Raw genomic sequence first — 22375 nt, 5'->3', positions numbered from 1 at the left:
AAGGACCGATGCCGGGGAAGAGTAGCGGTACGACGATCACGGGAAGCCGTCCCTGCGCATCCTCAGGTCCTCGACTCCGGTACCGGTACGGCACGTTGAGGTCCCGTCGCGGCCAGGCGGCGGCGAGGTGCGGTCCGGCCGGCGCGGGGTGCGGCCGCGGTAGGGGGCGGCCAGGTCAGCGCCGCAGTGCGGGATGGTCCGCCACCACGGTGCACGAACCCGGCGCGATCTCCGTGAAGCCCGCATCCCGTACGACCGGAAGACCGCTCGTCGTCAGGGCGGCCCACTCGTCCCCGGCCGCCGTGCGCACCGCCAGCGGGAAGCCCGCGTCGCGCCAGTCGCCGCGCTCGGTGTCCGACAGCTCCCACCAGGCGAGCTGGGCGCCGTGGCCGGCCTGCGCCATCGCCTTGCCCGCCGACATGTCGACATCCGGGCTCATCCACAGGACCGGCCCCGTGAGATCGGGGTCCGCGGGCGGTTCCGGGTCGTCGAGTTCCGTGCCCGAGACCTGGAGTTTGGCGAGCTCCTTGGGCCAGCCGTCCAGGGGGACCGGCGGGAAGACGCGGACCTCGGCGGACTTGCCGGTGACCGTGAGGCCGGGCAGGGCGGAGGCCTTGCGCCACTCCGCGCCGCGAGCCCGGCGGACCACCTTGCGGATCCGGGCGTCCTGCCAGTCCCGCATCAGCTGCGCCCACTCCCCGTCGTCGAGCGAGCGCGGATCGCTGAGCATCACGAGCACCGCGCGCGCCGCCGTCTCCAGGGCGTCGGTGCGCGCCGGGGGAGCGGTCTTCTCCAGGTGGAGGACGAGCGGCAGGACGAACTGGGGCGCCTCGTCGCGGCTGATGTTCTCGTGCTGGAAGGGGCTGTCGGGTCCGGTGCCCGGGGTGGGGTTCTCGCTGCTCACGCACCCCAGTCTGCCAGGAGCGATACGGACTTCCGAAGGCTGGACGAAAGTCTGCCGGCCTCATCCTTCGGTCTCTTGGCGGCAACAAAGCCGCGCGCGAGGATGCGGAGCATGAAAAGCGACCTGTTTGCCGCGCAGCACATGGCTCAGCCGGCCACCGTGCCGGGGATGAGCCTGCAGAACTCCAAGTCGATCAAGTACGTGGTCAACGGTGAGATGTTCGCCCGCCAGGGCGCCATGGTCGCCTACCGCGGAAGTCTGCAGTTCGAGCACAAGGGGCAGGGCGGGATCGGCGGCATGCTCAAGCGCGCCGTCACCGGTGAGGGGCTGCCGCTGATGGCGGTGCGCGGTCAGGGGGAGGTGTGGCTCGCCCAGCAGGCCGCCAACTGCTTCATCGTCGATGTCGAACCGGGTGACGCGCTCACCATCAACGGGCGCAATGTCCTGTGCTTCGATCCCACGCTCTCGTACGAGATAAAGACCGTGAAGGGATCGGGCATCGCCGGGGGCGGTCTCTTCAACAGCGTCTTCACCGGGCAGGGCAAACTCGGCGTGATCTGCGAGGGCGAGCCGATCGTCATCCCCGTCTCGCCGCAGGCCCCCGTCTTCGTCGACACCGACGCCGTGGTCGGCTGGAACACCCAGCTGCACACCTCCCTGCACCGCTCGCAGAGCATCGGCTCGATGGTGCGCGGCGGTTCCGGGGAGGCCGTGCAGCTTAAGCTCGAGGGCGAGGGCTATGTCATCGTCCGGCCCAGCGAGGCCCCCGCCACCCAGCCGAAGGCACACTGATGCCCATGACCCCTTCGAAGGCCCGTTGACCGATGCTCACGTTCCACCAGGTCGGGCGACGCTACGGATTCGGCGGACCCTGGGTGCTGCGCGGAGTCGGCCTCGCGCTGCCCGCCGGCACCCTGGCCCGTGTCGCGGGCGCCAACGGCACCGGGAAATCAACCCTGTTGAGGCTCGCGGCCGGGATCGACGCGCCGAACGCCGGCCGGATCGAGGGCCGTCCGCGCACGGCGTACGTCCCCGAACGCTTCCCGCCCGCACTCCCCTTCACGGCCCACGGCTATCTCACCCATCTCGGCCGCGTCCATGGTCTGTCCCGGCGTACGGCACGCGTCCGGGCCGAACACTGGCTGGACCGTTTCGGCGCGCGGGCCCACGGGGACACACCGCTGGCCGAGCTCTCCAAAGGCACGGTCCAGAAGGTCGCCGTGGCCCAGGCGCTGCTCGCCGAGCCGGAGTTGCTCGTGCTCGACGAGGCGTGGACGGGGCTGGACGCCGAGGCCCGTGACGCGCTGGACGAGGTGGTGACGGAGCGGGTCGCCGGCGGTGCTTCGGTGCTCTTCGTCGACCACGATCCGCGCCGGCTCGCGGGTGCGGTCTCGGCGGCGTACGAGGTGTCGGGCACGTCGCTGATCCCCGCCGGGCAGGGGACGCCCCGGGTACGGATCGACGCGGAGGCCCCGCCCGGGACCAATCTGCCCGAGGGGCTGCCCCCCGAGGTATCCCACGAGACGGACCCCTCGGGTACGGTCCGCCTCACCGTCCCTGCCGCCCACTCGGACGCGCTCCTGCGCGCCCTGCTCACGGCGGCCGACCCCTGGCACATCCACCGCGTCCACCCACCAGCCGCCCGGGAACGATGACCGCACTGCTCGGCTACCACGCCGCTCTCCTCCTGCGCTCCCAACGCTGGCTCCCGCCCGCCGTGTTGTACGGGGCGCTGCTCGCCGTCGGCGTCAGCATGGGCGACCCCTTGCTGGACTCGCTCGGTTACGCGGCGGCTGCCCTCCTCCCCGTCGCCGCCTGGCTTGTCCGTATCTGCGCCACCCAGGAACCGCCCGCGGCCCGACACGTCACCGCCACGGCGGCGGGCGGCCCCTCGCGGGCCCAACTCGCCGTCCTGTTCACGGCTTTGGCGGCCGCCGGACTGCTCGGGGTGCTCGGCACGGTGCTCACGGTGGTGCTGGGCGACGCCCACAGCACCGACCACACCGTGGCGGTCCCCCTGCCCGGCGCCCTCGTATCCGGCCTGCTCGCCGCCGCGGTCTGCACCCTGACCGGCGCGTCCCTGGGCGCCCTGTGCACCTGGCCGGTGCTGCGCGCCAGGGCCTTGTCCCTGGCGGCGCTGTGCCTGGGGGCGCTACTCCTCCTGGTGACCGCCGGCTCCCCGGCGCGCGCCGCCGTCTCGGCTCTGATCAGCGGCTCCCGTACGGGCGAGCCACCGCTGTCCGTACTACCGCTCGCGGGAGCCGTGATCGCCGCAGCGGGAGCGGCGGCCGTGTCGTGCCGGCTCAGCGCGCGGCGCACGTAGGGGGCGTACGGCGGTCAGTCGCGTCAGGTCGCGGCCCACGCGGCGGGTTGCCGCACCGGCCCGTCAGCGGACTCCCACACCGAGCAATCGTGCGCGCCGGGGAAGTCGACCAGTTCGTCCACCGTGAAGCCGCCCTGGCGTACGACGATGTCCTTCCCATGCCCGCCATGGTGGCGGCCGGCGCGGAGGTATGGCCTGGGCTCTGCCGAGGGCAGAGACCTGGGAGTGCACCGCGGGCCTCACCCCGAGCAAGCCGTCCGCTCCGCCTCCCGCCATTCGCATACGGGGCAGAGCGTGATCCCCTTCGTCGACTCCGGGTGCTCCGTGGGCTCGCGGCACAGCACACACTCCGCGAACGGCGGGCCGGCGGGCTGTTCGGGGGTGGGCGCCTCCCCCTCCGTAACGGATGGGGCGCAGTAGTTGTCGTCGGACATGCCTCCAGCGTAGATCCGTGCCCGGAACACCACTGTCGCCCGGACCCAAGGTGCGGATCCGGGCGACAGGTCGAACGGGATCGTCAGATCACAGGCCGGACAGTTGCTGTCCCACCCTTGACGCGGCCGGAGTGGTGCCCGCCCCGTTGATCACGAACTGCGAGCCGGGCTCGATCAGGATGTCGCCGTCACGGGAATCGCTGATGTCGACGTTCGTCAGCGTCGCGCTGCCGCGCGCCCCGCCCATCGCGAGGATGCCCGAGCCGTTGTTGGACTTGGTGATGGTCACGTTCTCCACCTTCACGCCCGGCATCTCGCCGCCACCCGTCTTGAACTGGATGCCGTCGTACGTCGAGTCGTGGATGTCCGTGTCACGGATCGTGACCCCGGGGATGCTCGGACCCTGCGCGAAGAGCGTGATCGCGCCGAACTCCTGGTCCTCGTTCCAGAACGCCCCACCCGTGCGGTACAGACCGTTGTTCGCGATCAGCGTCTGGCCCGTGAACGGGATCGGGTCGTGGTCGGTCGCGAGCATGATGCCGGGGTAGTTCATGGTGTCGCTGATCAGGTTGTTCTCGATCTTGTTGCCGTAACCGCCGTACACCGCGATGCCGTTGGCCCGCCACGGCAGCTGGACGGTGTTGTTGCGGAACACGTTGTCGTGGCCGATGTCCACCGACGTGTCCTTCACGTACTTGCTGGCCCAGACCGCGAGCGCATCGTCCCCGGTGTTACGGAAGGACGAGTTGTAGACGGTGGAGTTCCGGGTGCCGTTCGTGAAGTTGATGCCGTCCGCGTACGTGTTGCGGATCCGCATCCCGCTGAACTCCAGGCCGTCGCCCGGGTTCCACAGTTCCGGGATGTTGGAGTAGTCGCGGCCGACCCACGCACCGACGTTGGCGTGCTCGATCCAGACGTTGCTGATCTTGGTGCCCTTGCCGAGCCGCCCGTTGATCCCGACGCCGCCCTCCGCGTTGCCGTCGCCGCCGCGGATCTGACCCGAACCGAAGATCGCGATGTCCGAGATCTTGGTGTTGTCGTCGATGTCGAAACCGAAGTTGCCCTCGTGCGGATGGTTGATCCCGCCCGCCTGGTGCGGGGGAGTGAGCGTGTAGAGCTGCGAGTGCCACATGCCCGCACCGCGGATTGTGACATCGCGGATGCCCACCTGGTTGAACTGCCCCCGGTTGAGCGGGTCGTCGGTCAGGATCTTCTGCTCCTGACGCCACTGCCCCGCCGGAATCCACACGCAGGAGATGTCACCGTTCTGGTCGGCGGTCACCGCCTTCTGGATCGCGGTGGTGTCGTCGATCCCGTCGTTCGGGATCGCGCCGTACTCGGTGATCGAGGTGCACTCCGCGGGCTTGGACGCGGCCGGCGCCACCTGCTCGAGATCGATCAGGTCGACGATGTAGTACGCGGCGTCGTCACCGGCGTCGCGTTGGAGCCGGAACTTGGTGCCCGCGGGGTAGGTGTTCGCGAGCAGCGCGTGCGACTCGTCGAAGAGCCGGCGCGCGTCACCGCCCGGGGTGTTGGTCAGACCCTCCGGCTGGTCGGTGTTCCCGTACAGCCAGCTGTGCTTGGAGGAGAGCTTCACCTTCTGCACGAACTGGCCGTCCGCGTACAGGCTGAGCGTCTTCTCCTGGCCACCGCCACCGGGCGCGTCCGGGATCGCGTTCCGTACGACGATCGAGTTGGACGCGCTGGTGGAGGTGAACTCCACGTACTGACCGGTCGAGTTGAGCCGTACCGACTTGCGGCCGGAGGACTCCGAGGCGAAGTTGGTGTGGCCGAAGGTGCGCTCCGCGTCCGCTTCGAGCAGCGTGCCCTCGTAGCGGCCCTCCTCCGCCTCGTACTCGGCGTACGGGACGGCGGCGCCGCGGCCGACGACGATGGAGCGGGCGAAGACGTTGTTGTCCTCGTTGGTCTCGTCCACCGTGTCCGTGGCGTCGGCGGTCGCCGTGAGCGTGGCGCCGCCGCTGGTCGCGGTCCAGGTGCCGGTCAGTTCCACGGTCTCGGTGGCGCCCGCGGCGATGGCCGGTGCGGTCCCGTTCAAGGTCTTGTCGCCCACGGTCAGGCGGGTGACCGAACCCGCGCTCACGGCCGAGGTGCCGCGGTTGTGGACCTTCACGGAGAAGGAGACGTTCGAACCGACGGCGGGAGACGACGGGTTGGAGCTGATCCCGGTGACCTCCAGATCGGGGCCCGGGGTCTGTCCGACGGTGAGCTTGCCTTCGGCGGTGATGCTGTTGTTGTCGTTGTCCTGCTCGGCAACTGTGTCCAGCGGGTCGACCACCGCCGACACCGTGTAGCTGCCCTGCGCCCGCTTGCCGAGCGCGACATCGACCGGCGCGGACTCACCGGCGCCGAGCGCGGGCACCTGGGCGGTTCCGGCCACGGTGCCGCCGAGGCTCACGTCGACGGTGGTCGCCGTGGCGGCCGCGTTGCCGGTGTTGCGTACCGTCGCCTTCGCGGTGATCGCGTCGCTCTCGCTGGGAGCGGTGGGCGACCAGGTCAGACCGGAGACGGAGAGGTCCGGGTTGGGCGCGGGCTCACCGTTGACCTGGAACTCCGCGATCTGGCCGGCGTATCCGGAGGTGTTTCCGGTGATCTTCAGCTGGACGTCGGCGTAGCGCCCGGAGACCGGGATGCTGACGGAGTTCTGGTTCGCGGCGGGATCGAAGACATAGTCGGCCGCCGCCTTGACCGAGGTGAAGCTCTGCTCGCCCTGCTTGCGGGCGAGGACCTCGATGGTCTGGGTGCGCTTGGACCAGGCCGGGTCGGGGTTGAGCTTGAGGACCACGGAGGAGAGCTCGGCGTCCGCACCGAGCTTCACGGTCAGCGTCGACGGGTGAGCGCCCGCTTCCCAGTACGTGCTCGTGGAGTCGTCGTTGGCGTTGGTCGCGAAGTAGTTCTGGATCGAGGACGAGGCCTCGATCGGCTTGCCGACGGCGAGATTGGTGACCGCCGCGGCCTTCGCGGAGTGTGGGGCCTTCGCGGCGTGCGCGGCCTTGGGGGGAGCGGCCGCTGCCACGGCCGTCGGGGCGAGTGCGCCGGCTATCAGCCCGGCGCCGAGACATGCTGCAAGCAGCCGTCTGTTGCGTTGTCTTGCTCGCGTCATCTGCGGGTGCGCCTTCCTGATGGGGGGTTGGGGGAGGGGCGGCCCGGGCTCCTACGGCCGCACACTCAAGCAGCGCGGCCAGAGGAGCACAAGATGTCGGCGAGATATTGCAAATATTCGACAGCTCTCTGGAACATCGGATCACCGTGTGGAGCGGGCGTGATCTGTATGCCGCCGGCCGGGGATCCCTGCGGCGCCTTGCCGTCCGGTCATCCGAAGTGGCCTCGCAACTTGCGGGGCCGCCCACGCAATGACGCGACGGGGCTCGGTGCGAGAATTGCCTGATGGGGTGGCGATGGGGTGGATCAACTGGCCTGAAACAGGCCTTCGGCGGCGCGAACCTTGCCAAGGGTCAGGTCTGACGGCTCGTCACAGCGAGCGGCTCGTGACGCAGTCGTAATCTTGCAATCTTGGATCGAAATCTTGCGTACCCCTGCTCGTCGTCCTAATGTGACGCACCGATCAGGGCAGTGCCCTGGGCGTCACCCAGAGGAGCCGTAATGAAGCCCCGTAACCTCGCGATCTTCCTGATCTCATCAGGCCTTGTTCTCACCGCCACGGCTTGCGGCGGCGACTCGGAGTCCGATGCGGGAGGCGGAGTCACCATCACCGTCGCCTGCCAGCCGGCGAAGACCGCGCCGAAGACGCGCAAGGCGTGGGACGACGACGTCGCCGCGTTCGAGAAGGCGCACCCGGGCGTGAAGGTCAAGAGCACCGACCAGCAGCCGTGTTACGACCCGAAGACCTTCGCCGCGAAGATCGCCGGCGGTCAGATGGAGACCGTGTTCGTCGTGCCGGTCACCAACTACGCGGATGTCATAGCCAAGAAGCAGGCGAAGGACATCACGGGCGTCACCAACCTCGTGAAGAACTACGGTGACATCAAGCAGGAAGCCCGCGACATGGTCACCGAGGGCGGCAAGGTCTACGGCGTCCCCAACGTGAACTACAGCGTCGGACTCGTCTACAACCGGGCGCTCTTCGAGAAGGCCGGTCTCGACCCCGAGACCCCGCCGCAGACCTGGGACGAGGTCCGCGCCGCCGCGAAGAAGATCGCGGACCTGGGCGACGGCCACGTCGGATTCGGCGAGTACGGCGGCGGCAACACCGGCGGCTGGCACTTCGCGCAGTCCATCTTCAGCCGCGGCGGCGAGATGGTCGTCGACGGCAAGGCGGCGTTCAACAGCCCCGAGGGCAAGGCCGTGCTGCAGACCCTGCACGACATGCGCTGGGAGGACAACAGCACCGGCTCCAAGGTCCTCATCGGCTGGGAGTCGCTGATGCAGCAGATGGGCGCGGGCAAGACCGGCATGATGCTCGGCGCGCCCGATGTCGTCACCGACGTGGTGCAGAAGTTCCAGGGCAAGGTCGAGGACTACGGCATCACCGGCATCCCCGAGGGCAAGGCGTCGCTGACCGGCGGCGAGGCCTACATGATCAACCCCAAGGCGAACGCCGCCGAGACCAAGGCGGCCATGCAGTGGATCGACTTCCAGTTCAACACCCCGGGCAAGGGCCGGCACGACTACGCGCGCGGCAAGGCCAACGGTGACCCGGTGGGCGTGCCCAACAACGACTACATGGGCGACTCGCCGACCGGCAAGGAGATCATCAAGCTCCGCAACGACAACGCGAGCCTCCCGGTCGAGAACTACCAGACGTACATCGACAAGGCGACGAGCGTCACCCCGAAGCTCGAGCCGCCGAAGGCGCAGGAGCTGTACGCGGTGCTCGACGTGGCCATGTCGGCGGTCCTCACCCGTGAGAACGCGGACATCGACAAGTTGCTCTCGGACGCCGAGACCAAGGCCAACAAGATTCTTGCGCAGGGCTGACGTCGCGGATCAGGGGTGCCGCATCCGCTGTCGGCGGAGCGCGGCACCCCGCACCACGGGCGGGAACGGGAGATCACCATGGACACAATGACCCTGCAGGCGAAACGGCCGGCGAGGCCGCCACGTCGCAGGCCACCCTCGAAGCGGAAACGGGCGGTACGGACCAACATCACCGCGTACGGATTCCTGTGTGCGGCGCTGTTCTGCTTCGCGTTGTTCGCGTGGTGGCCGATGATCCGGCAGATCATCATGAGCTTCCAGGAGACCAATCTGGTCGACGAACCCAAGTGGGTGGGCCTGGACAACTTCCGTACGGTCGTGGAGGACCCGGCGTTCGGACAGGCCTGGAAGAACACCGTCGCCTTCACGTTCCTCGCCCTGGTCTGCGGCTATGTGATCCCGTTCGCGGTGGCGATCGTGCTCAACGAACTGCGGCACGCCCGCGGCTACCTGCGCTTCGTGGTCTATCTGCCGGTGATGCTGCCGCCGATCGTCTCGGTGCTGCTCTTCAAGTGGTTCTACGATCCCGGTCCGGGCCTGTTCAACTATGTGCTCGACGCCGTGGGCCTGCCGACGCTCGCGTGGCTCGACTCCACGGACACCGCGCTCATCTCCCTGGTGCTGGTCTCCACCTGGATGAACATGGGCGCCGGCGTACTGATCTACCTCGCCGCGCTGCAGAACATCCCCGGTGATCTCTACGAGGCCGCCGAACTCGACGGCGCCGGGATCTTCAAGCGGATCTGGAACGTCACCGTCCCGCAGACCCGCCTGATCCTGCTGCTCATGCTGATGCTCCAGATCGTCGCCACGATGCAGGTCTTCATCGAGCCCTACCAGCTCACCGGCGGCGGACCCGAGAACGCGACGGTCACCGTCGCCTTCCTGATGTACCAGTACGCCTTCGTCTACGGCGGCAACTACGGCGCCGGCAGCGCGCTCGGCGTGATGCTCATGATCGTTCTCCTTGCGGTCGCCGCAGTCCAGCTCCGGCTGACCCGCGACGAGAAGAGGTAGCCCCGTGGCCAACACAGCCGACACAGCCCGCACCTTGCACACGACAGCACAGCCCGAGGCGCCGGAAGGGCCCCGCAAGGCGACACCGCCCAGTGCCCACCGCAGGAAGAGGCGGCGCCGCGCCGCCTGGGCCGACGGGCACGCGCGCACGATCGTCTCGCCGCTGGAACTCAAGTCCCGTTGGGGGGCGAGGATCTACTGGGCCGTGCTCGCGGCCGTCCTCACCGTCTTCACCCTGGTCTTCGTCTTCCCGCTGTACTGGATGGTCACCGGCGCGATGAAGTCCGGCGAGGAGATCGCCCAGATGCCGCCGACGCTCTGGCCCGAGAACCCGGACTACTCCGTGTTCTCGGACGCCTGGGAGCTCTTCGACATCGGCACGCTCCTGCAGAACACCCTGTACTACGCGGTCGGCGCCTGGCTCTTCGCCCTGGCCGTCGACGTCACCGCCGCGTACGCCCTGTCCAAGCTCCGGCCGATGTTCGGCAATATGATCCTCGGCGCGATGCTGGCCACGCTGATGATCCCGCCGATCGTCGTGATGATCCCCGCGTACGTCACCGTCACCGATGTGCCGATCTTCGGCTGGCAGCTGCTCAACTCGCCCTGGGCGATCTGGTTCCCGGTGGCCGCCAACGGCTTCAACATCTTCCTGCTCAAGCGGTTCTTCGACTCGATTCCCGACGAGATCCTCGAAGCCGCCGAGATCGACGGCGTACCGCCCTGGCGGGTGCTCGTCTCGATCATCCTGCCGATCTCGCGGCCCATCCTCGGTGTGGTCTCCATCTTCACCATCGTGATGGTCTTCAAGGACTTCCTCTGGCCGCTGCTCGTCCTGCCGGACAGCGAGAAGCTGACGCTCAGCGTGGGTCTGTCGCAGACCGCGGGAGCCGTCTCGCAGAATCAGATCATGGCCGGTCTGGTGATCGCGAGCATCCCGATGATCATCGTGTTCTTCTTCTTCCAGCGCAGCATCATGGCGGGCCTCACGGCCGGCAGCCTCAAGGGCTGACCCGCACCGGCCGGCCCGTACCCTTCACCGCCCTGCCTCCATCGATAGAGCACTCCGCCGCCGGTCAGCACTTCCATGCCCCCGCTATGACCGGCGGCGGAGTCCCCACCTGCCCGAAAGGACCTCCCGTGGCAGTTGTTGAATCGTCCCGCACCGACGATGGGCCGTCCCGTACCGACGACTGGTGGCGAGACGCCGTCATCTACCAGGTCTATCCACGCAGCTTCGCGGACGGCGACGGCGACGGTACGGGGGACCTCGCGGGTGTCCGTGCGAACCTGCCGTATCTCGCCCAACTCGGCGTGGACGCCGTGTGGTTCACGCCCTGGTATCTCTCGCCTCTCGTCGACGGCGGCTACGACGTGGCCGACTACCGCACCATCGACCCCGCCTTCGGCACCCTCGACGAGGCCGAGAAGCTGATCTCGGAGGCCGCCGAGTTCGGGATCAGGACGATCGTCGACATCGTCCCCAACCACCTCTCCGACCAGCACCCCTGGTTCCAGGCCGCCCTCGCGGCGGGCCCCGGCAGCGCGGAGCGGGAGCGCTTCCACTTCCGGCCGGGACGCGGCGAGAACGGTGAACTGCCGCCCAACAACTGGCCGTCCCAGTTCTCCGGCGACACCTGGACCCGGGTGCCCGACGGCGAGTGGTACCTGCACCTGTTCGCGCCCGAGCAGCCCGACCTCAACTGGTCGCACCCCGAGGTCCGCCGCGAACACGAGGACGTGCTGCGCTTCTGGTTCGAGCGCGGCGTCGCCGGCGTCCGTATCGACTCGGCGGCCCTGCTCACCAAGCACCCGGACCTGCCCGACTTCACCGAGGGCGTCGACCCGCACCCGTACATCGACCAGGACGAGATCCATGACATCTACCGCTCCTGGCGGGCGATAGCCGACGAGTACGACGGCATCTTCGTCGGCGAGGTCTGGCTCCCCGACAGCGAGCGCTTCGCCCGCTATCTGCGCCCCGACGAGCTGCACACCGCCTTCAACTTCAACTTCCTCGCCTGCCCCTGGGACGCCGGCCGGCTGCGCCGCACCATCGACGACACCCTCGCCGAGCACGCGCCGGTCAAGGCCCCGGCCACCTGGGTCCTGTGCAACCACGACGTGACGCGCACGGTCACCCGCTACGGCCGCGAGGACACCGCGTTCGACTTCGACACGAAGGCCTTCGGCACCCCCACCGACCTGGAGCTCGGCACCCGTCGCGCCCGCGCCGCGGCGCTGCTCACGCTGGCCCTGCCCGGCTCCGTATACCTGTACCAGGGCGAGGAGTTGGGCCTGCCCGAGGCCGACATCCCACTGAGCCGCATCGAGGACCCGATGCACTTCCGCTCCGGCGGCACCGACCCGGGCCGCGACGGCTGCCGGGTGCCGCTGCCCTGGGTGTCCACCGAACCGCACAGCGGATTCGGCTCGGATACGGAGCCGTGGCTGCCGCAGCCCGCGTACTGGCCGCAGTACGCGGTGGACCGCCAGAGCGCCGACCCGGACTCGATTCTCAGCCTGTACCGCACGGCGCTCCGGCTGCGCCGCTCGGTGCCCGGTTTCGGCGACGGCCCGATGACCTGGCTGCCCGCCGACAACGGTGTCCTCGCCTTCGCCCGTACCGATGCGCTGGTGTGCGTGGTGAACCTCTCCGCCGCCCCCGCCGCCTTGCCGTCGCACGAGGAACTCCTGCTCGCCAGCGGCCCGTTGGACGCCGAAGGGCGACTGCCGGTCGATACGGCCGTATGGCTCCGCCGGTGACCTGACACCGGCGGAACGAGCCCGCCCCCTGCGCCTGGTGAAGAAGGGGCGCAGGGGGCGGGGCTCGCCGTATCCTTGTGCCGCTCTCGTAAAGCCCCTTCTGCAAGGCCCCTTCTGCAAGGCCCCTTCGAGCCCAGGCGGACCTCCATGAGCAGAGCTATCGAGTTGCGAGAAGTCAGCAAGAGATACGGCGAGGCCTACGCCGTGCGCCGGGTCTCGCTGACCGTGGAGCCCGGTGAGTTCCTGGTGCTCCTCGGCCCTTCGGGGTGCGGGAAGTCCACCGTGCTCCGCATGATCGCGGGTCTGGAGGACATCACCGAGGGCGAGTTGCTGCTCGGCGGCGAACCCGCGAGCGACATGGTGCCGCGCGAGCGGGACATCGCCATGGTCTTCCAGAACTTCGCGCTGTACCCGTCCATGACCACCCGCCAGAACATCGCGTTCCCGCTGCGCCTCAGGGACCCCTCGACCGACCACGACCAGGACGTACGGGCGACCGCGCGGATGCTCGCCATCGAGGACCTCCTGGAGCGCCTGCCCGCCCAGATGTCCGGAGGCGAACGTCAGCGCGTGGCAATGGGCCGGGCCATCTCGCGCCGGCCCTCCGTCTTCCTCCTGGACGAGCCGCTGTCCAGCCTCGACGCCAAGCTGCGCAGCCATCTGCGTGCCGAGATCGCCCGTATCGTCGCCGAACTCGGCGTCACCACCGTCTATGTGACGCATGATCAGGCGGAGGCGATGTCGCTCGGCGACCGGGTGGCGGTGATGCGGGACGGCGTGCTCCAGCAGGCGAGCGCGCCCCGTGACCTGTACGCCCGCCCGGCCAATGTCTTCGTGGCGGCCTTCGTCGGCACCCCGCGGATCAACCTCCTCGAGGGCGTGGTCAACGCCCCGCTGGACGGCCCCATGGCCCTCGACCTCGGCCGTCAACGCCTGCGTCTGCCGCAGCCGTTGACCACCGACCACCAACTGCTCCGTATCCAGCAAGGGCGTCCGGTGATCGTGGGCCTGCGCCCCGAGGCCGTACGGATCGGGCCGCCGAGCCAGGCGCGGCCGGGCGAGGCCGCGCTCGGCGGGATCGTGGAGCATGTGGAGTATCTGGGGCACGAGGTGCTCGTTCATCTGAACACCGGCTCGCGGCGGGCCGTCGTTCCCGACCTGGAATCCTCCCGGCCCGCCGCGGACGGCGGCGCGGTGCGCCCGTCCCGCAGACCCTGGCTCGACCGGGCGCTGCACCGGGTGAGCTCGCTCGCCGCCGCCCGGGGGTCGGCTTCAGCCGCACGGCCGGCGTCGGTGCCGGGGCAGGTCCCTGGCTGGGGCCCGGGCCGGGTCCCCGGTTCAGTGCCTGGGCCGGTCCCGGGCCCGGTGCCCGGTTCGATCCCGCCGGAGCACCGTACGACGGCGGCAGGCGATCTGGTCCTGCGGTCCGGCCCCGAACACCGCGTACGCGTCGGCGGCCACATCCCGCTCCTGGTGGACCTGGAACGGCTCTACGTGTTCGACCACACGGGGATGCGCATCTGCCCGGCCCCGGACCGGATGCCGGCGCTGCACACCTGAGACGGACTCAGCGCGCGGACCCCTGCGCCCCGATGAGCTCCGACACCCGTACGAACCGGTAGCCCTGCTTGCGCAGCGCGGGCACGATCGTGCGGAGCGCCTTCTCGGTCGCGGGCGCCGCGCTGCGCGTGCAGTGCATGACGACCACCGAACCCGGCTTGACCCCGCCGAGCACATCCGCGGCGACGGCGTCCGCGTCGGTCGCGAACGCGTCCCCGCTCACCACGTCCCACTGCACCGCGGTCACCCCGCCGGCCGCGAGGGCGCGCAGCGCGGTGCGGTCGTAACACCCGCCGGGGAAGCGGAAGTACGGCACCGCATCGTTCACCCCTGCCTTCTCGAAGGCCTTGAACGCCCGCTCCACATCGGCCTTCATGTCCTTCGGCGCGAGGGTCGGCAGCCCGTAGCAGTCCTTGGTGAAGGCGTAATGGCTGTACGAGTGATTGGCGACCTCGAAGAGCGGATCCGCGCCGATGGCCTTGGCCTGCGCCGGGTACTCCTCGGCCCAGCGGCCCGTCATGAACACGGTCGCCGGCACCTTGTACCGCTTGAGCGCGCGGATCAGCTCCGGATTGTCGAACCGCTCCCCGCGCGCCGCCCGCGCCCCCTGGTCCGCCGTCATATCGGCGTCGAAGGTCAGCGCGACCACCTTCTCGCGCCGCTCCCCGTTCTTGAACACCGGAGCGAGCCCCTGCGGACCGGGCGCGAGCGTAGGCGGCCGCGAGGTACCCGTCCCCGTCTCGGGGGAGGGTGTGGGGGCGGCCTTCTTCGGTCCGGCCTGCGAGCCGCAGCCGGCGACGGCGGTGGCGGTCGTGGTGGCGAGCAGGGCGCAGACGGCGAGCGTGCGTACGCGAGCGGTGAGGGTCGTCACGCGCAGACGTTAACCCGGAAAATCCGACAAACCGCTCATTTCGCCAATGGTGTCAGGCGGGCATCAACGGGTGCCGGACCGCCACCAAGGAGCCGCCGACCGCGCGATCACTCCGAGGCCAGCAGCCGCGCGCGACACTCCTCCACGTCGAAATCGCCCTTCGGGTACTGCGGGTCCAGGGCCTCGAGGTGTTCCAGGAGGAGCTTGCTGACGGCCCAGTTGCGGTACCACTTGCGGTCCGCGGGGATCACGAACCACGGCGCCGCCTCCGTCGAGCAGCGCTCCAGGGCGATCTCGTACGCCTCCTGGTACGCGGGCCACAGGGCGCGCTCCTCGATATCGCCCACGTTGAACTTCCAGTGCTTGTCCGGACGGTCGAGGCGTTCGAGCAGCCGGTCGCGCTGCTCCTCGTTGCCGATGTGCAGGAAGCACTTGATGACCGTGACGCCGTCGTGCGTCAGGGACTTCTCGAAGCGGTTGATCTGGCCGTAGCGCCGGCCGAGCTGGCTGCGCGGGACAAGCTCGCGGACGCGGGCGATGAGCACGTCCTCGTAGTGCGAGCGGTCGAAGATTCCGATCTCGCCGCGCTCGGGCAGCGCCTTCATGATCCGCCACAGGAACGGGTGGTTCTGCTCCTCGGGCGTGGGTGTCTTGAAGGCCTTGATCCGGCAGCCGGACGGGTTGAACAGGCCGATCACATGCTTGACCGTGCCGCCCTTGCCGCTGGTGTCCATGCCCTGCAGGACGAGCAGCACGCGGCGCCGGTCGCCCGCGGTGCTCGCCGCGTAGAGCCGCTCCTGGAGGTCGGCGAGACGTTCACCCATACGGGCCAGATCGGCGAGGGCCTCGGCCTTGTTCGCCGGTCCCGCGGGGGTGGCGCGGGTGTCGTACGTGGAGAGGTCGAGGCGTTCGCCCTCGGGGACGCGCAGCAGCTCGGAGAGCGCGGCCGTGGTCCTGGATCCACCGGCCTTGCCTGCCTTCGCCTTCGTGGGCTTGTCGGCCTTCGCGGAATTGTCGGCCTTCACAGACTTGTCAGTCTGCGCGGGCTTGTCCGCCTTCGCCTTCGCCTTCGCGGCCTTGACCTTGGCCTTCCCGGCACCGCTTGTCGCCTTGCCGGGCTTCCGGTCCGGCTTGTCCGACTTGGTCTTCGTCTTGGCCACGGCCTACCCCTTACGTCAGTCCACTCGATCCTGCGCCGGATCGGCGACGGCCGCGACCGCTGCGCACCCACCGCCCCGAAGGGCGGGCTGTCGTCCACAGCCCGCCCACGCCGGCGGCTACGAGTGCCAGGGCCCCGTCACCGCGAAGGTCGTGCCGGGGTTGTAGCAGTTGACGTACATCGTGTCCCAGTCCGGCGAGAACGTGCAGCCCGCGAACTCGCCCCACTCCGGGGCCTCGGGCGTCCCGATGTTCTGCCGGTTGCCGGCCATCGGATAGACCTCGCCGCGCCGGGTCAGGCCGTACACGTGCTGTGCGCCCTCACCGTCCTCGCACACCATCAGGCCGCCGCTCGGGGCGAGGCAGATGTTGTCCGGCTCCTCGCCGGGCAGCTGGATGTCCGTGTCAGGACCGAAGACGATCACCAGCGTGAGACGGCGCGACGAGGGGTCGTACCGCCAGATCTGGCCATAGTGGTCACCGGCCGAACCCTCGCGGCTGCGTGCGTAGCTGGACACGAAGTAGACCGACTTGCCGCCCCAGTAGCAGCCCTCCAGCTTCTGCGCGTGCGTGATGCCCTTCGGGCCGAAGTCCTGCAGCCGGATGGGGGTTTCCTTGGCCAGCGGGTCCGGGACGTCCACCCACTCGACGCCGTCGAAGCTCGCGCCCGTCTCCTGGACGGACGCCAGATCCGGTACGCCGGGCACGCGCATCGCCTGCAGCCGGCCGCCCGCGCGCAGCGAACCGCGGCCGCCCTCGGGCTTGTTGGGCAGGAAGCGGTAGAAGAGGCCGAACGGCTTCTGGAACGCGTCCTCCGTCTCGTAGACGATGCCGCGCTTCGGGTCGACCGCGATCGCCTCGTGCTGGAAGCGGCCCATCGCGGTGAGCGGCACGGCGCCCGTACGGCGCGGATCCACCGGGTCGACCTCGAAGATGAAGCCGTGGTCCTTGGTGTAGCCGTTGGTGCCGGCCTTGTCCTCGTTCTCCTCGCAGGTGAGCCAGGTGCCCCAAGGGGTGGGCCCGCCCGCGCAGTTGACGGCGGTGCCGGCGATGCCGACCCGCTCGTCCACGACATTGCCGCGGCGGTCGAGCGTGACGTTCGTACAGCCGCCCTTCGCGGCCGGGTCGTACGTCAGACCCTCGACGACCGGCACACCGATCTTGCCGTTGTGCCGGTTCTCGTGGTTGCGGACGAGGTGTGTGCCGCCGCGCTTTCCGGCGAAGGCGGCCATGCCGTCGAAGTTCGTGGGCACCTTCCCCTCGCCCGAGCGCAGCGGCTCGCCTTCGCGGGAAAGCACCTTGTACGTAAAGCCCTTGGGTAGATCGAGCAGACCGGCCGGGTCGGGCACCAGCGGCCCGTAACCGCCTCTGCCGTGCGCGGCGGCGGACCCTGCGAAGAGTTCGCTGAGCGAGCCGGCGAAGGCGATCCCGACCCCCAAGGCCCCGCCTCCGGCGAGGACTTGGCGGCGGGACGCGGACATACGTGTGTCGGTCATTCGGGCAACTCCCTGTTGGCGGACAGGAATGTGACCCGCCTGTGTGTACCACCTGATCCACGGCGCGGGAACCACGCGCGTAGCGTCGGCTCCCGCGTGTCCCCCTCGGAACCCGTGGTTCAGGCGCCTTCGACCAGCCGCTTCCCGTCCCGCGCAAGTGCGGTGAGGCGCGAGATCGCGCGGAAGTACTTCTTGCGGTAGCCGCCCTTCAGCATGTCCTCGCCGAAGATCCGGTCGAAGGGGAGGCCGGAGGCCACCACCGGCACCTCGCGGTCGTAGAGCCGGTCCGCGAGCACCACGAGCCTGAGCGCCGTCGACTGGTCGGGCACGGCGTCGACCCCGGTCAGGCAGACGGCCGACAGATCGTCGGTGAGCGCGCCGTACCGGCTCGGGTGCACCTTGGCGAGGTGGTCGAGCAGATGCGGGAAGTCGTCGAGGCTCGAGCCCTGAGTGGCGTACGCGGTCTTCGCGACCTGCTCGTCGCTGTACGGCGCGGGCGCCTCGGGCAGCCCGCGGTGCCGGTAGTCCTCGCCGTCGATCCGCAGCGCCTTGAAGTGCGCGGACAGACCCTGGATCTCGCGCAGGAAGTCGGCCGCCGCGAACCGGCCCTCGCCGAGCTTGCCGGGCAGCGTGTTCGAGGTCGCCGCGAGCGCCACGCCCGCGTCGACCAGCTTGCCGAGCAGGGTGGAGACGAGCACGGTGTCGCCCGGATCGTCGAGCTCGAACTCGTCGATGCACAGCAGGCGGTGGCCGCTGAGCGTGGTGACGGTCTGCTGGAAACCGAGCGCGCCCACGAGGTTCGTCAGCTCGACGAAGGTGCCGAAGGCCTTGAGCGAGGGTTCGGCCGGTGTCGCGTGCCACAGGGAGGCGAGCAGATGCGTCTTGCCGACGCCGTAGCCGCCGTCCAGGTACACGCCGCGCGGACCGGCCGGAGCCTGGACCTTCTTCTGGAACCAGCGCCGCTTGCCCGCCCCACTGGCGTGCGCCCCGCCGAGCGTGCCCGCGAACGTGCTCAGGACCTGCACGGCCTGCGCCTGCGACGGCTGGGAAGCGTCCGGTACGTACGTCTCGAAGCGCGCCTTCTGGAAGCGCGGCGGCGGCACCATCTCGGCGACAAGACGCTCGGCCGGGACGTGCGGCTCGCGCGCGCAGAGGGACTGGGGGGCCGGATCGGCTATCGGATGGCGGCCGGCGGCAGCAGGAGAAGGCGACACAGGTCCCCACTTTACGGGCCGTGGAAGACTGCGGGACATGCGCAGTCTTTTCCCTGTGACCGATGAGACAGCAGCCGGCGGCTCGGCCCAGGCCCGTCAGTGGAGCCTCGACGAACTCGCCGAGCGGTACGCGTATCCACCCGGGGGCACCCCGTGGCTGCGCGCCAACATGGTCTCCACGCTGGACGGAGCCGCCCAGCACGACGGCCGATCCCAGCCCATCTCGTGCGACACCGACATGCGGATCTTCGGCACCCTGCGGGCGCTCGCCGATGTCGTGCTCGTCGGTGCGGAAACGGTACGCCTGGAGGGCTACCGCCCGGCCCGCGCCCGCGAGGCGTTCGCCGCGCGCAGGCAGGCGGCCGGGCAGGGCCCGGCGCCGGCGATCGCCATCGTGAGCGGCAGCCTGGACCTGGACTTCTCGCTGCCCCTGTTCACCGAGCCCCTCGTGCCGACCCTGATCGTCACCGGCGCCGAGGCACCCGCCCACCGGATGAAGGCCGCCGAGCAGGCCGGTGCGCGGATCGTGGTGGCCGGGGACAGCGCACGGGTGGACCCGGCCATGGCCGTACGGGGTCTCGCGGACCTCGGCTTCACCCGGCTGCTCACCGAGGGCGGACCGCGGCTGCTCGGCCAGCTGGTCGCGGCCGGCGTCCTGGACGAGCTGTGTCTGACGGTTTCGCCCATGCTTGCGGCGGGTGACGCCCAGCGGATCGCGGGGGGACCGTACCTGCCGGTGCCCGAGCGGCTGGAACTCGCATCGCTGCTGGAAGAGGACGGGTTCCTGTTCTGCCGCTACCGTCGAACCTGACAATCAGCGGAATCTGTCGTTCCGTTTCCCGCTCCGGTGGGCACACTAAGACACGCAGACCCCGTGCGAACACGGGGAAGGATGGTTTCCGCAGGGGCCCTGGGCCCCGAGGATCCGCAGGTTCCGCAGGGGCCGGTAGGGCTCCAAAGGAGAAGGGCGCCGGACGTGTTCACGAGCGTATTGATGATCGAGAAGGCCCTGTCGGCCATCGACGTGGAGTTCGTCACGACCCTGCACGGAGACGACACGGTCTCCTTCGTCGTCCTCATGCAGCCGCGTGGTGACCAGGACCGGCTCCTTCGTGCGGTCGACGACGTGGCGCTCGGCGAACTGGAAGAGGCCGTCCACGAGGGCGACGTACCCGAAGGCGAGGACGCCGTGGGCCCCGCGCAGCAGGCGCTCGACCACTCGCTGGCCGCGCTGCGCGAGGCCGGCTGCGAGGCCGTCGGGCATCTGGTCGAGGACCACCCCCTGGACGTCCTGTCCTCGATCACCGAGCAGACCGGCGCGGACGAGGTGATCGTCCTGACGGCCCCGCACTATGTCGAGGAGTTCTTCCACCGGGACTGGGCCTCGCGGGCGCGGCACAAGGTCGGGGTGCCGGTCCTCAAGCTGTACGCGCACAGCGAGTAGGTTGCGGCTCGGCCCGGTGCACCGACGCCGGGCCCGCCGGGCTGACCGCCCGGTGCTCAAAGGGGCCCCGCACAGCACTTAGGCTGGGTCCCCGCCCCAGCACGCGACCCTCGGGAGACCTCGTATGACGCCCGGCATCCCCCCTGCCCTGGACCGACCGCACTTCATCGGCATCGGCGGCGCCGGAATGTCGGGCATCGCGAAGATCCTCACGCAGCGCGGCGCACAGGTGGCCGGCAGCGACTCCAAGGCCTCCCCGACCACCGACGCCTTGCGTGCCCTCGGCGCCACCGTGCACCTGGGCCACGACGCCGCCCACCTGGCCGAGGACGCCAGCGCGATCGTGGTCTCGTCCGCGATCCGCGCCGACAACCCGGAGCTGGCCGCCGCCAAGGAGCGCGGCATCCCGGTCGTGCACCGCTCAGACGCGCTCGCCGCGCTGATGGACAACCTGCGCCCGATCGCGGTGGCCGGCACCCACGGCAAGACGACCACGACCTCGATGCTCGCGGTCGCGCTCTCCAGCCTCGGCCTGAACCCCTCGTACGCGATCGGCGGCGACCTCGACGCCCCCGGTTCCAACGCCGAGCACGGCAGCGGCGAGATCTTCGTCGCCGAGGCGGACGAGTCGGACCGCAGCTTCCACAAGTACGCGCCCGAGGTCGCGATCGTCCTCAACGTCGAGCTCGACCATCACGCCAACTACGCCTCGATGGACGAGATCTACGACTCCTTCGAGACCTTCGCCGGCAAGATCGTGCCGGGCGGCACGCTCGTCATCGCCGCCGACCAGTCGGGCGCCGTGGAACTCACCCGCCGGCTGCGCGACGTCTCCTCCCTCAACGTCGTCACGTACGGCGAGTCCGAGGGCTCGGACGTCCGTATCCACAAGATCACCCCGCGCGGGCTGTCCAGCGAGGTCACCGTCCTCATCGGCGGCAAGCTGCTGACCTTCATGGTCTCGGTCCCGGGCCGCCACTACGCGCACAACGCGGTGGCCGCCCTCGCCGCGGGCGTCGCGATGGGTATCCCGGCGCACAACCTGGCCGGTGCGATCAAGTCGTACACGGGCGTCAAGCGCCGCCTCCAGCTCAAGGGCGAGGCGGCCGGCGTCCAGGTCATCGACTCCTACGCGCACCACCCCACGGAGATGACCGCCGACCTGGAAGCCATGCGCGCGGCCGCCGCGGACGCGCGCATCCTGGTGCTCTACCAGCCGCACCTGTTCTCCCGTACGCAGGAGCTCGGCACCGAGATGGGTCAGGCCCTGGCGCTCGCCGACTCCTCCGTGGTCCTCGACATCTACCCCGCCCGCGAGGACCCGATCCCCGGCGTGACCAGCGAACTCATCCTCGACGCCGCGCGCGCCGCGGGCGCGGACGTGACCGCCGAGCACGACAAGGACAAGGCCCCCGCCGTCATCGCGGGAATGGCGAAGCCCGGCGATCTGGTTCTCACCATGGGCGCGGGCGATGTGACGGACCTCGGTCCGCGCATCCTGGAGCACCTGTCCGCGCACACCGCCGAGTGAGGAGCTGAGGATCATGTCGTACGAGGTCGAAAAGCCGGACGAGCAGTGGCGTGCGGAGCTGACCCCGGCCGAGTACAAGGTCCTGCGCGAGGCGGGCACGGAGCCCGCCTTCGTCGGCGAGTACACGGACACGAAGACCAAGGGCGTGTACTCCTGTCGCGCCTGCGGCGCCGAACTCTTCACGTCGGGCGAGAAGTTCGAGTCGCACTGCGGGTGGCCGAGCTTCTTCGACCCGAAGGACACGGACGCGGTCGAGCTCCTGTCCGACACCTCGCACGGCATGGTCCGCACCGAGGTCCGCTGCGCGAAGTGCGGCTCGCACCTGGGCCATGTCTTCGAGGGCGAGGGGTATCCGACGCCTACGGATCAGCGGTACTGCATCAACTCGATCTCGCTGCGCTTGGAGCCGGATCAGCATTGAGTTGGCCGGGTTGGGTGAGTAAGGGGTCCGCGCGTACGTTGCGGACCCCTTACTTCCAGCCGCACGGAATGCCGTCATCGTTGCCCCGGGAACCCCCACGGCACATGGGGAGATGAGGCCGCTCGAGCCCGGCCCCGCACTGTGCCTTCCTCCGATTACGCGCCCCTCGTCCGGCAGCGGCTTTGGCCTGAAGCACATTGCGTTCGCAAGGACACTCGGTCCAGGATGATCGATACGGGTGGTTCGTATGTGCTGCATGCACCACATTGGGTGCGGGCGA

19 protein-coding genes are annotated in these 22375 nt (G+C 69.6%); 12 read left to right on the top strand and 7 right to left on the bottom strand.

Annotated elements, in window-relative coordinates; translation table 11 throughout:
• Window positions 1–175: 175 nt before the first annotated feature.
• A complete protein-coding gene (locus tag ABT367_RS03035; protein WP_434975386.1) occupies window positions 176–904 on the bottom strand; it encodes an aminoacyl-tRNA hydrolase in 729 nt (242 codons plus the stop codon).
• A gap of 111 nt (window positions 905–1015) precedes the next feature.
• Between ABT367_RS03035 and ABT367_RS03030 the strand changes: the two genes are divergently transcribed.
• From ABT367_RS03030 to ABT367_RS03020, 3 genes are read left to right on the top strand one after another with little or no spacing between them, the layout of a single operon-like run.
• Window positions 1016–1696, top strand: a complete 681-nt coding sequence (locus tag ABT367_RS03030) for an AIM24 family protein (protein ID WP_352248944.1) — start codon at window positions 1016–1018, stop codon at window positions 1694–1696.
• Window positions 1697–1728: 32 nt separating this feature from the next.
• Window positions 1729–2559, top strand: coding sequence for an ABC transporter ATP-binding protein (locus ABT367_RS03025; RefSeq protein WP_352248942.1), 831 nt, complete (start codon window positions 1729–1731; stop codon window positions 2557–2559).
• Window positions 2556–3227, top strand: coding sequence for an ABC transporter (locus ABT367_RS03020; protein ID WP_352248940.1), 672 nt, complete (start codon window positions 2556–2558; stop codon window positions 3225–3227). The genes ABT367_RS03025 and ABT367_RS03020 overlap by 4 nt, the downstream gene beginning before the upstream one ends.
• 239 nt (window positions 3228–3466) lie before the next feature.
• On the opposite strand, the gene ABT367_RS03015 is transcribed toward ABT367_RS03020, so the two are convergent.
• Together ABT367_RS03015 and ABT367_RS03010 are read right to left on the bottom strand one after the other, a co-directional pair.
• Window positions 3467–3661: a hypothetical protein gene (locus ABT367_RS03015; protein WP_352248938.1), complete on the bottom strand. Its 195-nt coding sequence runs from the start codon at window positions 3659–3661 to the stop codon at window positions 3467–3469.
• A gap of 88 nt (window positions 3662–3749) precedes the next feature.
• Complete coding sequence (locus tag ABT367_RS03010; protein WP_352248936.1) at window positions 3750–6782, bottom strand: CARDB domain-containing protein; 3033 nt, start codon at window positions 6780–6782, stop codon at window positions 3750–3752.
• A 500-nt stretch (window positions 6783–7282) separates the two neighbouring features.
• Here ABT367_RS03010 and ABT367_RS03005 point away from each other — a divergent pair, with 500 nt between their 5' ends.
• The 5 genes from ABT367_RS03005 (at window position 7283) to ABT367_RS02985 (ending at window position 13960) form a co-directional block, all read left to right on the top strand.
• Window positions 7283–8617 carry an ABC transporter substrate-binding protein gene (locus tag ABT367_RS03005; protein WP_352248934.1) on the top strand — a complete coding sequence of 445 codons (1335 nt, stop codon included), beginning with the start codon at window positions 7283–7285 and terminating at the stop codon, window positions 8615–8617.
• A 78-nt stretch (window positions 8618–8695) separates the two neighbouring features.
• Window positions 8696–9634, top strand: a complete 939-nt coding sequence (locus tag ABT367_RS03000; RefSeq protein ID WP_434975385.1) for a carbohydrate ABC transporter permease — start codon at window positions 8696–8698, stop codon at window positions 9632–9634.
• Window positions 9635–9785: 151 nt separating this feature from the next.
• Window positions 9786–10646: a carbohydrate ABC transporter permease gene (locus ABT367_RS02995; protein WP_352248996.1), complete on the top strand. Its 861-nt coding sequence runs from the start codon at window positions 9786–9788 to the stop codon at window positions 10644–10646.
• 128 nt (window positions 10647–10774) lie between these two features.
• A complete protein-coding gene (locus tag ABT367_RS02990) occupies window positions 10775–12400 on the top strand; it encodes a glycoside hydrolase family 13 protein (protein WP_352248932.1) in 1626 nt (541 codons plus the stop codon).
• Between the two features lie 147 nt (window positions 12401–12547).
• Entirely contained in the window at window positions 12548–13960 is a 1413-nt protein-coding gene (locus ABT367_RS02985) for an ABC transporter ATP-binding protein (protein WP_352248930.1), read from the top strand.
• 7 nt (window positions 13961–13967) lie between these two features.
• Here the strand turns inward: ABT367_RS02985 and ABT367_RS02980 are convergent, their stop codons facing one another.
• The 4 genes from ABT367_RS02980 to zapE form a co-directional block, all read right to left on the bottom strand.
• Entirely contained in the window at window positions 13968–14831 is an 864-nt protein-coding gene (locus ABT367_RS02980; protein ID WP_352248927.1) for a polysaccharide deacetylase family protein, read from the bottom strand.
• A 107-nt stretch (window positions 14832–14938) separates the two neighbouring features.
• Complete coding sequence (locus ABT367_RS02975) at window positions 14939–15856, bottom strand: polyphosphate kinase 2 family protein (protein WP_434975388.1); 918 nt, start codon at window positions 15854–15856, stop codon at window positions 14939–14941.
• Between the two features lie 252 nt (window positions 15857–16108).
• On the bottom strand, window positions 16109–17485 hold the full coding sequence (locus tag ABT367_RS02970) for an alkaline phosphatase PhoX (protein WP_352248925.1): 1377 nt from the start codon (window positions 17483–17485) through the stop codon (window positions 16109–16111).
• Between the two features lie 119 nt (window positions 17486–17604).
• Complete coding sequence (gene zapE / locus ABT367_RS02965) at window positions 17605–18699, bottom strand: cell division protein ZapE (RefSeq protein ID WP_352248923.1); 1095 nt, start codon at window positions 18697–18699, stop codon at window positions 17605–17607.
• 37 nt (window positions 18700–18736) lie between these two features.
• On the opposite strand from zapE, the gene ABT367_RS02960 reads away from it, so the two are divergent.
• From ABT367_RS02960 to msrB, 4 genes are all read left to right on the top strand, one after another.
• Window positions 18737–19510 (top strand): pyrimidine reductase family protein, encoded by a 774-nt coding sequence (locus ABT367_RS02960; RefSeq protein WP_352248921.1) that lies wholly within the window; start codon window positions 18737–18739, stop codon window positions 19508–19510.
• Window positions 19511–19675: 165 nt separating this feature from the next.
• A complete protein-coding gene (locus ABT367_RS02955; protein ID WP_352248919.1) occupies window positions 19676–20143 on the top strand; it encodes an indole-3-glycerol phosphate synthase in 468 nt (155 codons plus the stop codon).
• A gap of 124 nt (window positions 20144–20267) precedes the next feature.
• Window positions 20268–21674 (top strand): UDP-N-acetylmuramate--L-alanine ligase, encoded by a 1407-nt coding sequence (murC, locus tag ABT367_RS02950; protein WP_352248917.1) that lies wholly within the window; start codon window positions 20268–20270, stop codon window positions 21672–21674.
• A 13-nt stretch (window positions 21675–21687) separates the two neighbouring features.
• Window positions 21688–22095, top strand: coding sequence for a peptide-methionine (R)-S-oxide reductase MsrB (gene msrB, locus ABT367_RS02945; protein WP_352248915.1), 408 nt, complete (start codon window positions 21688–21690; stop codon window positions 22093–22095).
• Window positions 22096–22375: the final 280 nt, after the last annotated feature.

This window comes from Streptomyces mesophilus (genome assembly GCF_040300965.1).
Lineage (GTDB): Bacteria > Actinomycetota > Actinomycetes > Streptomycetales > Streptomycetaceae > Streptomyces > Streptomyces mesophilus_A.
This window is presented reverse-complemented; position numbering and strand designations above follow the sequence as displayed.

Excerpts from the sequence above, each read along its gene's own strand:
- ABT367_RS03030 (WP_352248944.1), top strand. The coding sequence starts at position 1,016 with ATGAAAAGCGACCTGTTTGCCGCGCAGCACATGGCTCAGCCGGCCACC.
- ABT367_RS03025 (WP_352248942.1), top strand. The coding sequence starts at position 1,729 with ATGCTCACGTTCCACCAGGTCGGGCGACGCTACGGATTCGGCGGACCC.
- ABT367_RS03020 (WP_352248940.1), top strand. The coding sequence starts at position 2,556 with ATGACCGCACTGCTCGGCTACCACGCCGCTCTCCTCCTGCGCTCCCAA.
- ABT367_RS03015 (WP_352248938.1), bottom strand. The coding sequence starts at position 3,661 with ATGTCCGACGACAACTACTGCGCCCCATCCGTTACGGAGGGGGAGGCG.
- ABT367_RS03010 (WP_352248936.1), bottom strand. The coding sequence starts at position 6,782 with ATGACGCGAGCAAGACAACGCAACAGACGGCTGCTTGCAGCATGTCTC.
- ABT367_RS03005 (WP_352248934.1), top strand. The coding sequence starts at position 7,283 with ATGAAGCCCCGTAACCTCGCGATCTTCCTGATCTCATCAGGCCTTGTT.
- ABT367_RS03000 (WP_434975385.1), top strand. The coding sequence starts at position 8,696 with ATGGACACAATGACCCTGCAGGCGAAACGGCCGGCGAGGCCGCCACGT.
- ABT367_RS02985 (WP_352248930.1), top strand. The coding sequence starts at position 12,548 with ATGAGCAGAGCTATCGAGTTGCGAGAAGTCAGCAAGAGATACGGCGAG.
- ABT367_RS02970 (WP_352248925.1), bottom strand. The coding sequence starts at position 17,485 with ATGACCGACACACGTATGTCCGCGTCCCGCCGCCAAGTCCTCGCCGGA.
- ABT367_RS02960 (WP_352248921.1), top strand. The coding sequence starts at position 18,737 with ATGCGCAGTCTTTTCCCTGTGACCGATGAGACAGCAGCCGGCGGCTCG.
- murC (WP_352248917.1), top strand. The coding sequence starts at position 20,268 with ATGACGCCCGGCATCCCCCCTGCCCTGGACCGACCGCACTTCATCGGC.
- msrB (WP_352248915.1), top strand. The coding sequence starts at position 21,688 with ATGTCGTACGAGGTCGAAAAGCCGGACGAGCAGTGGCGTGCGGAGCTG.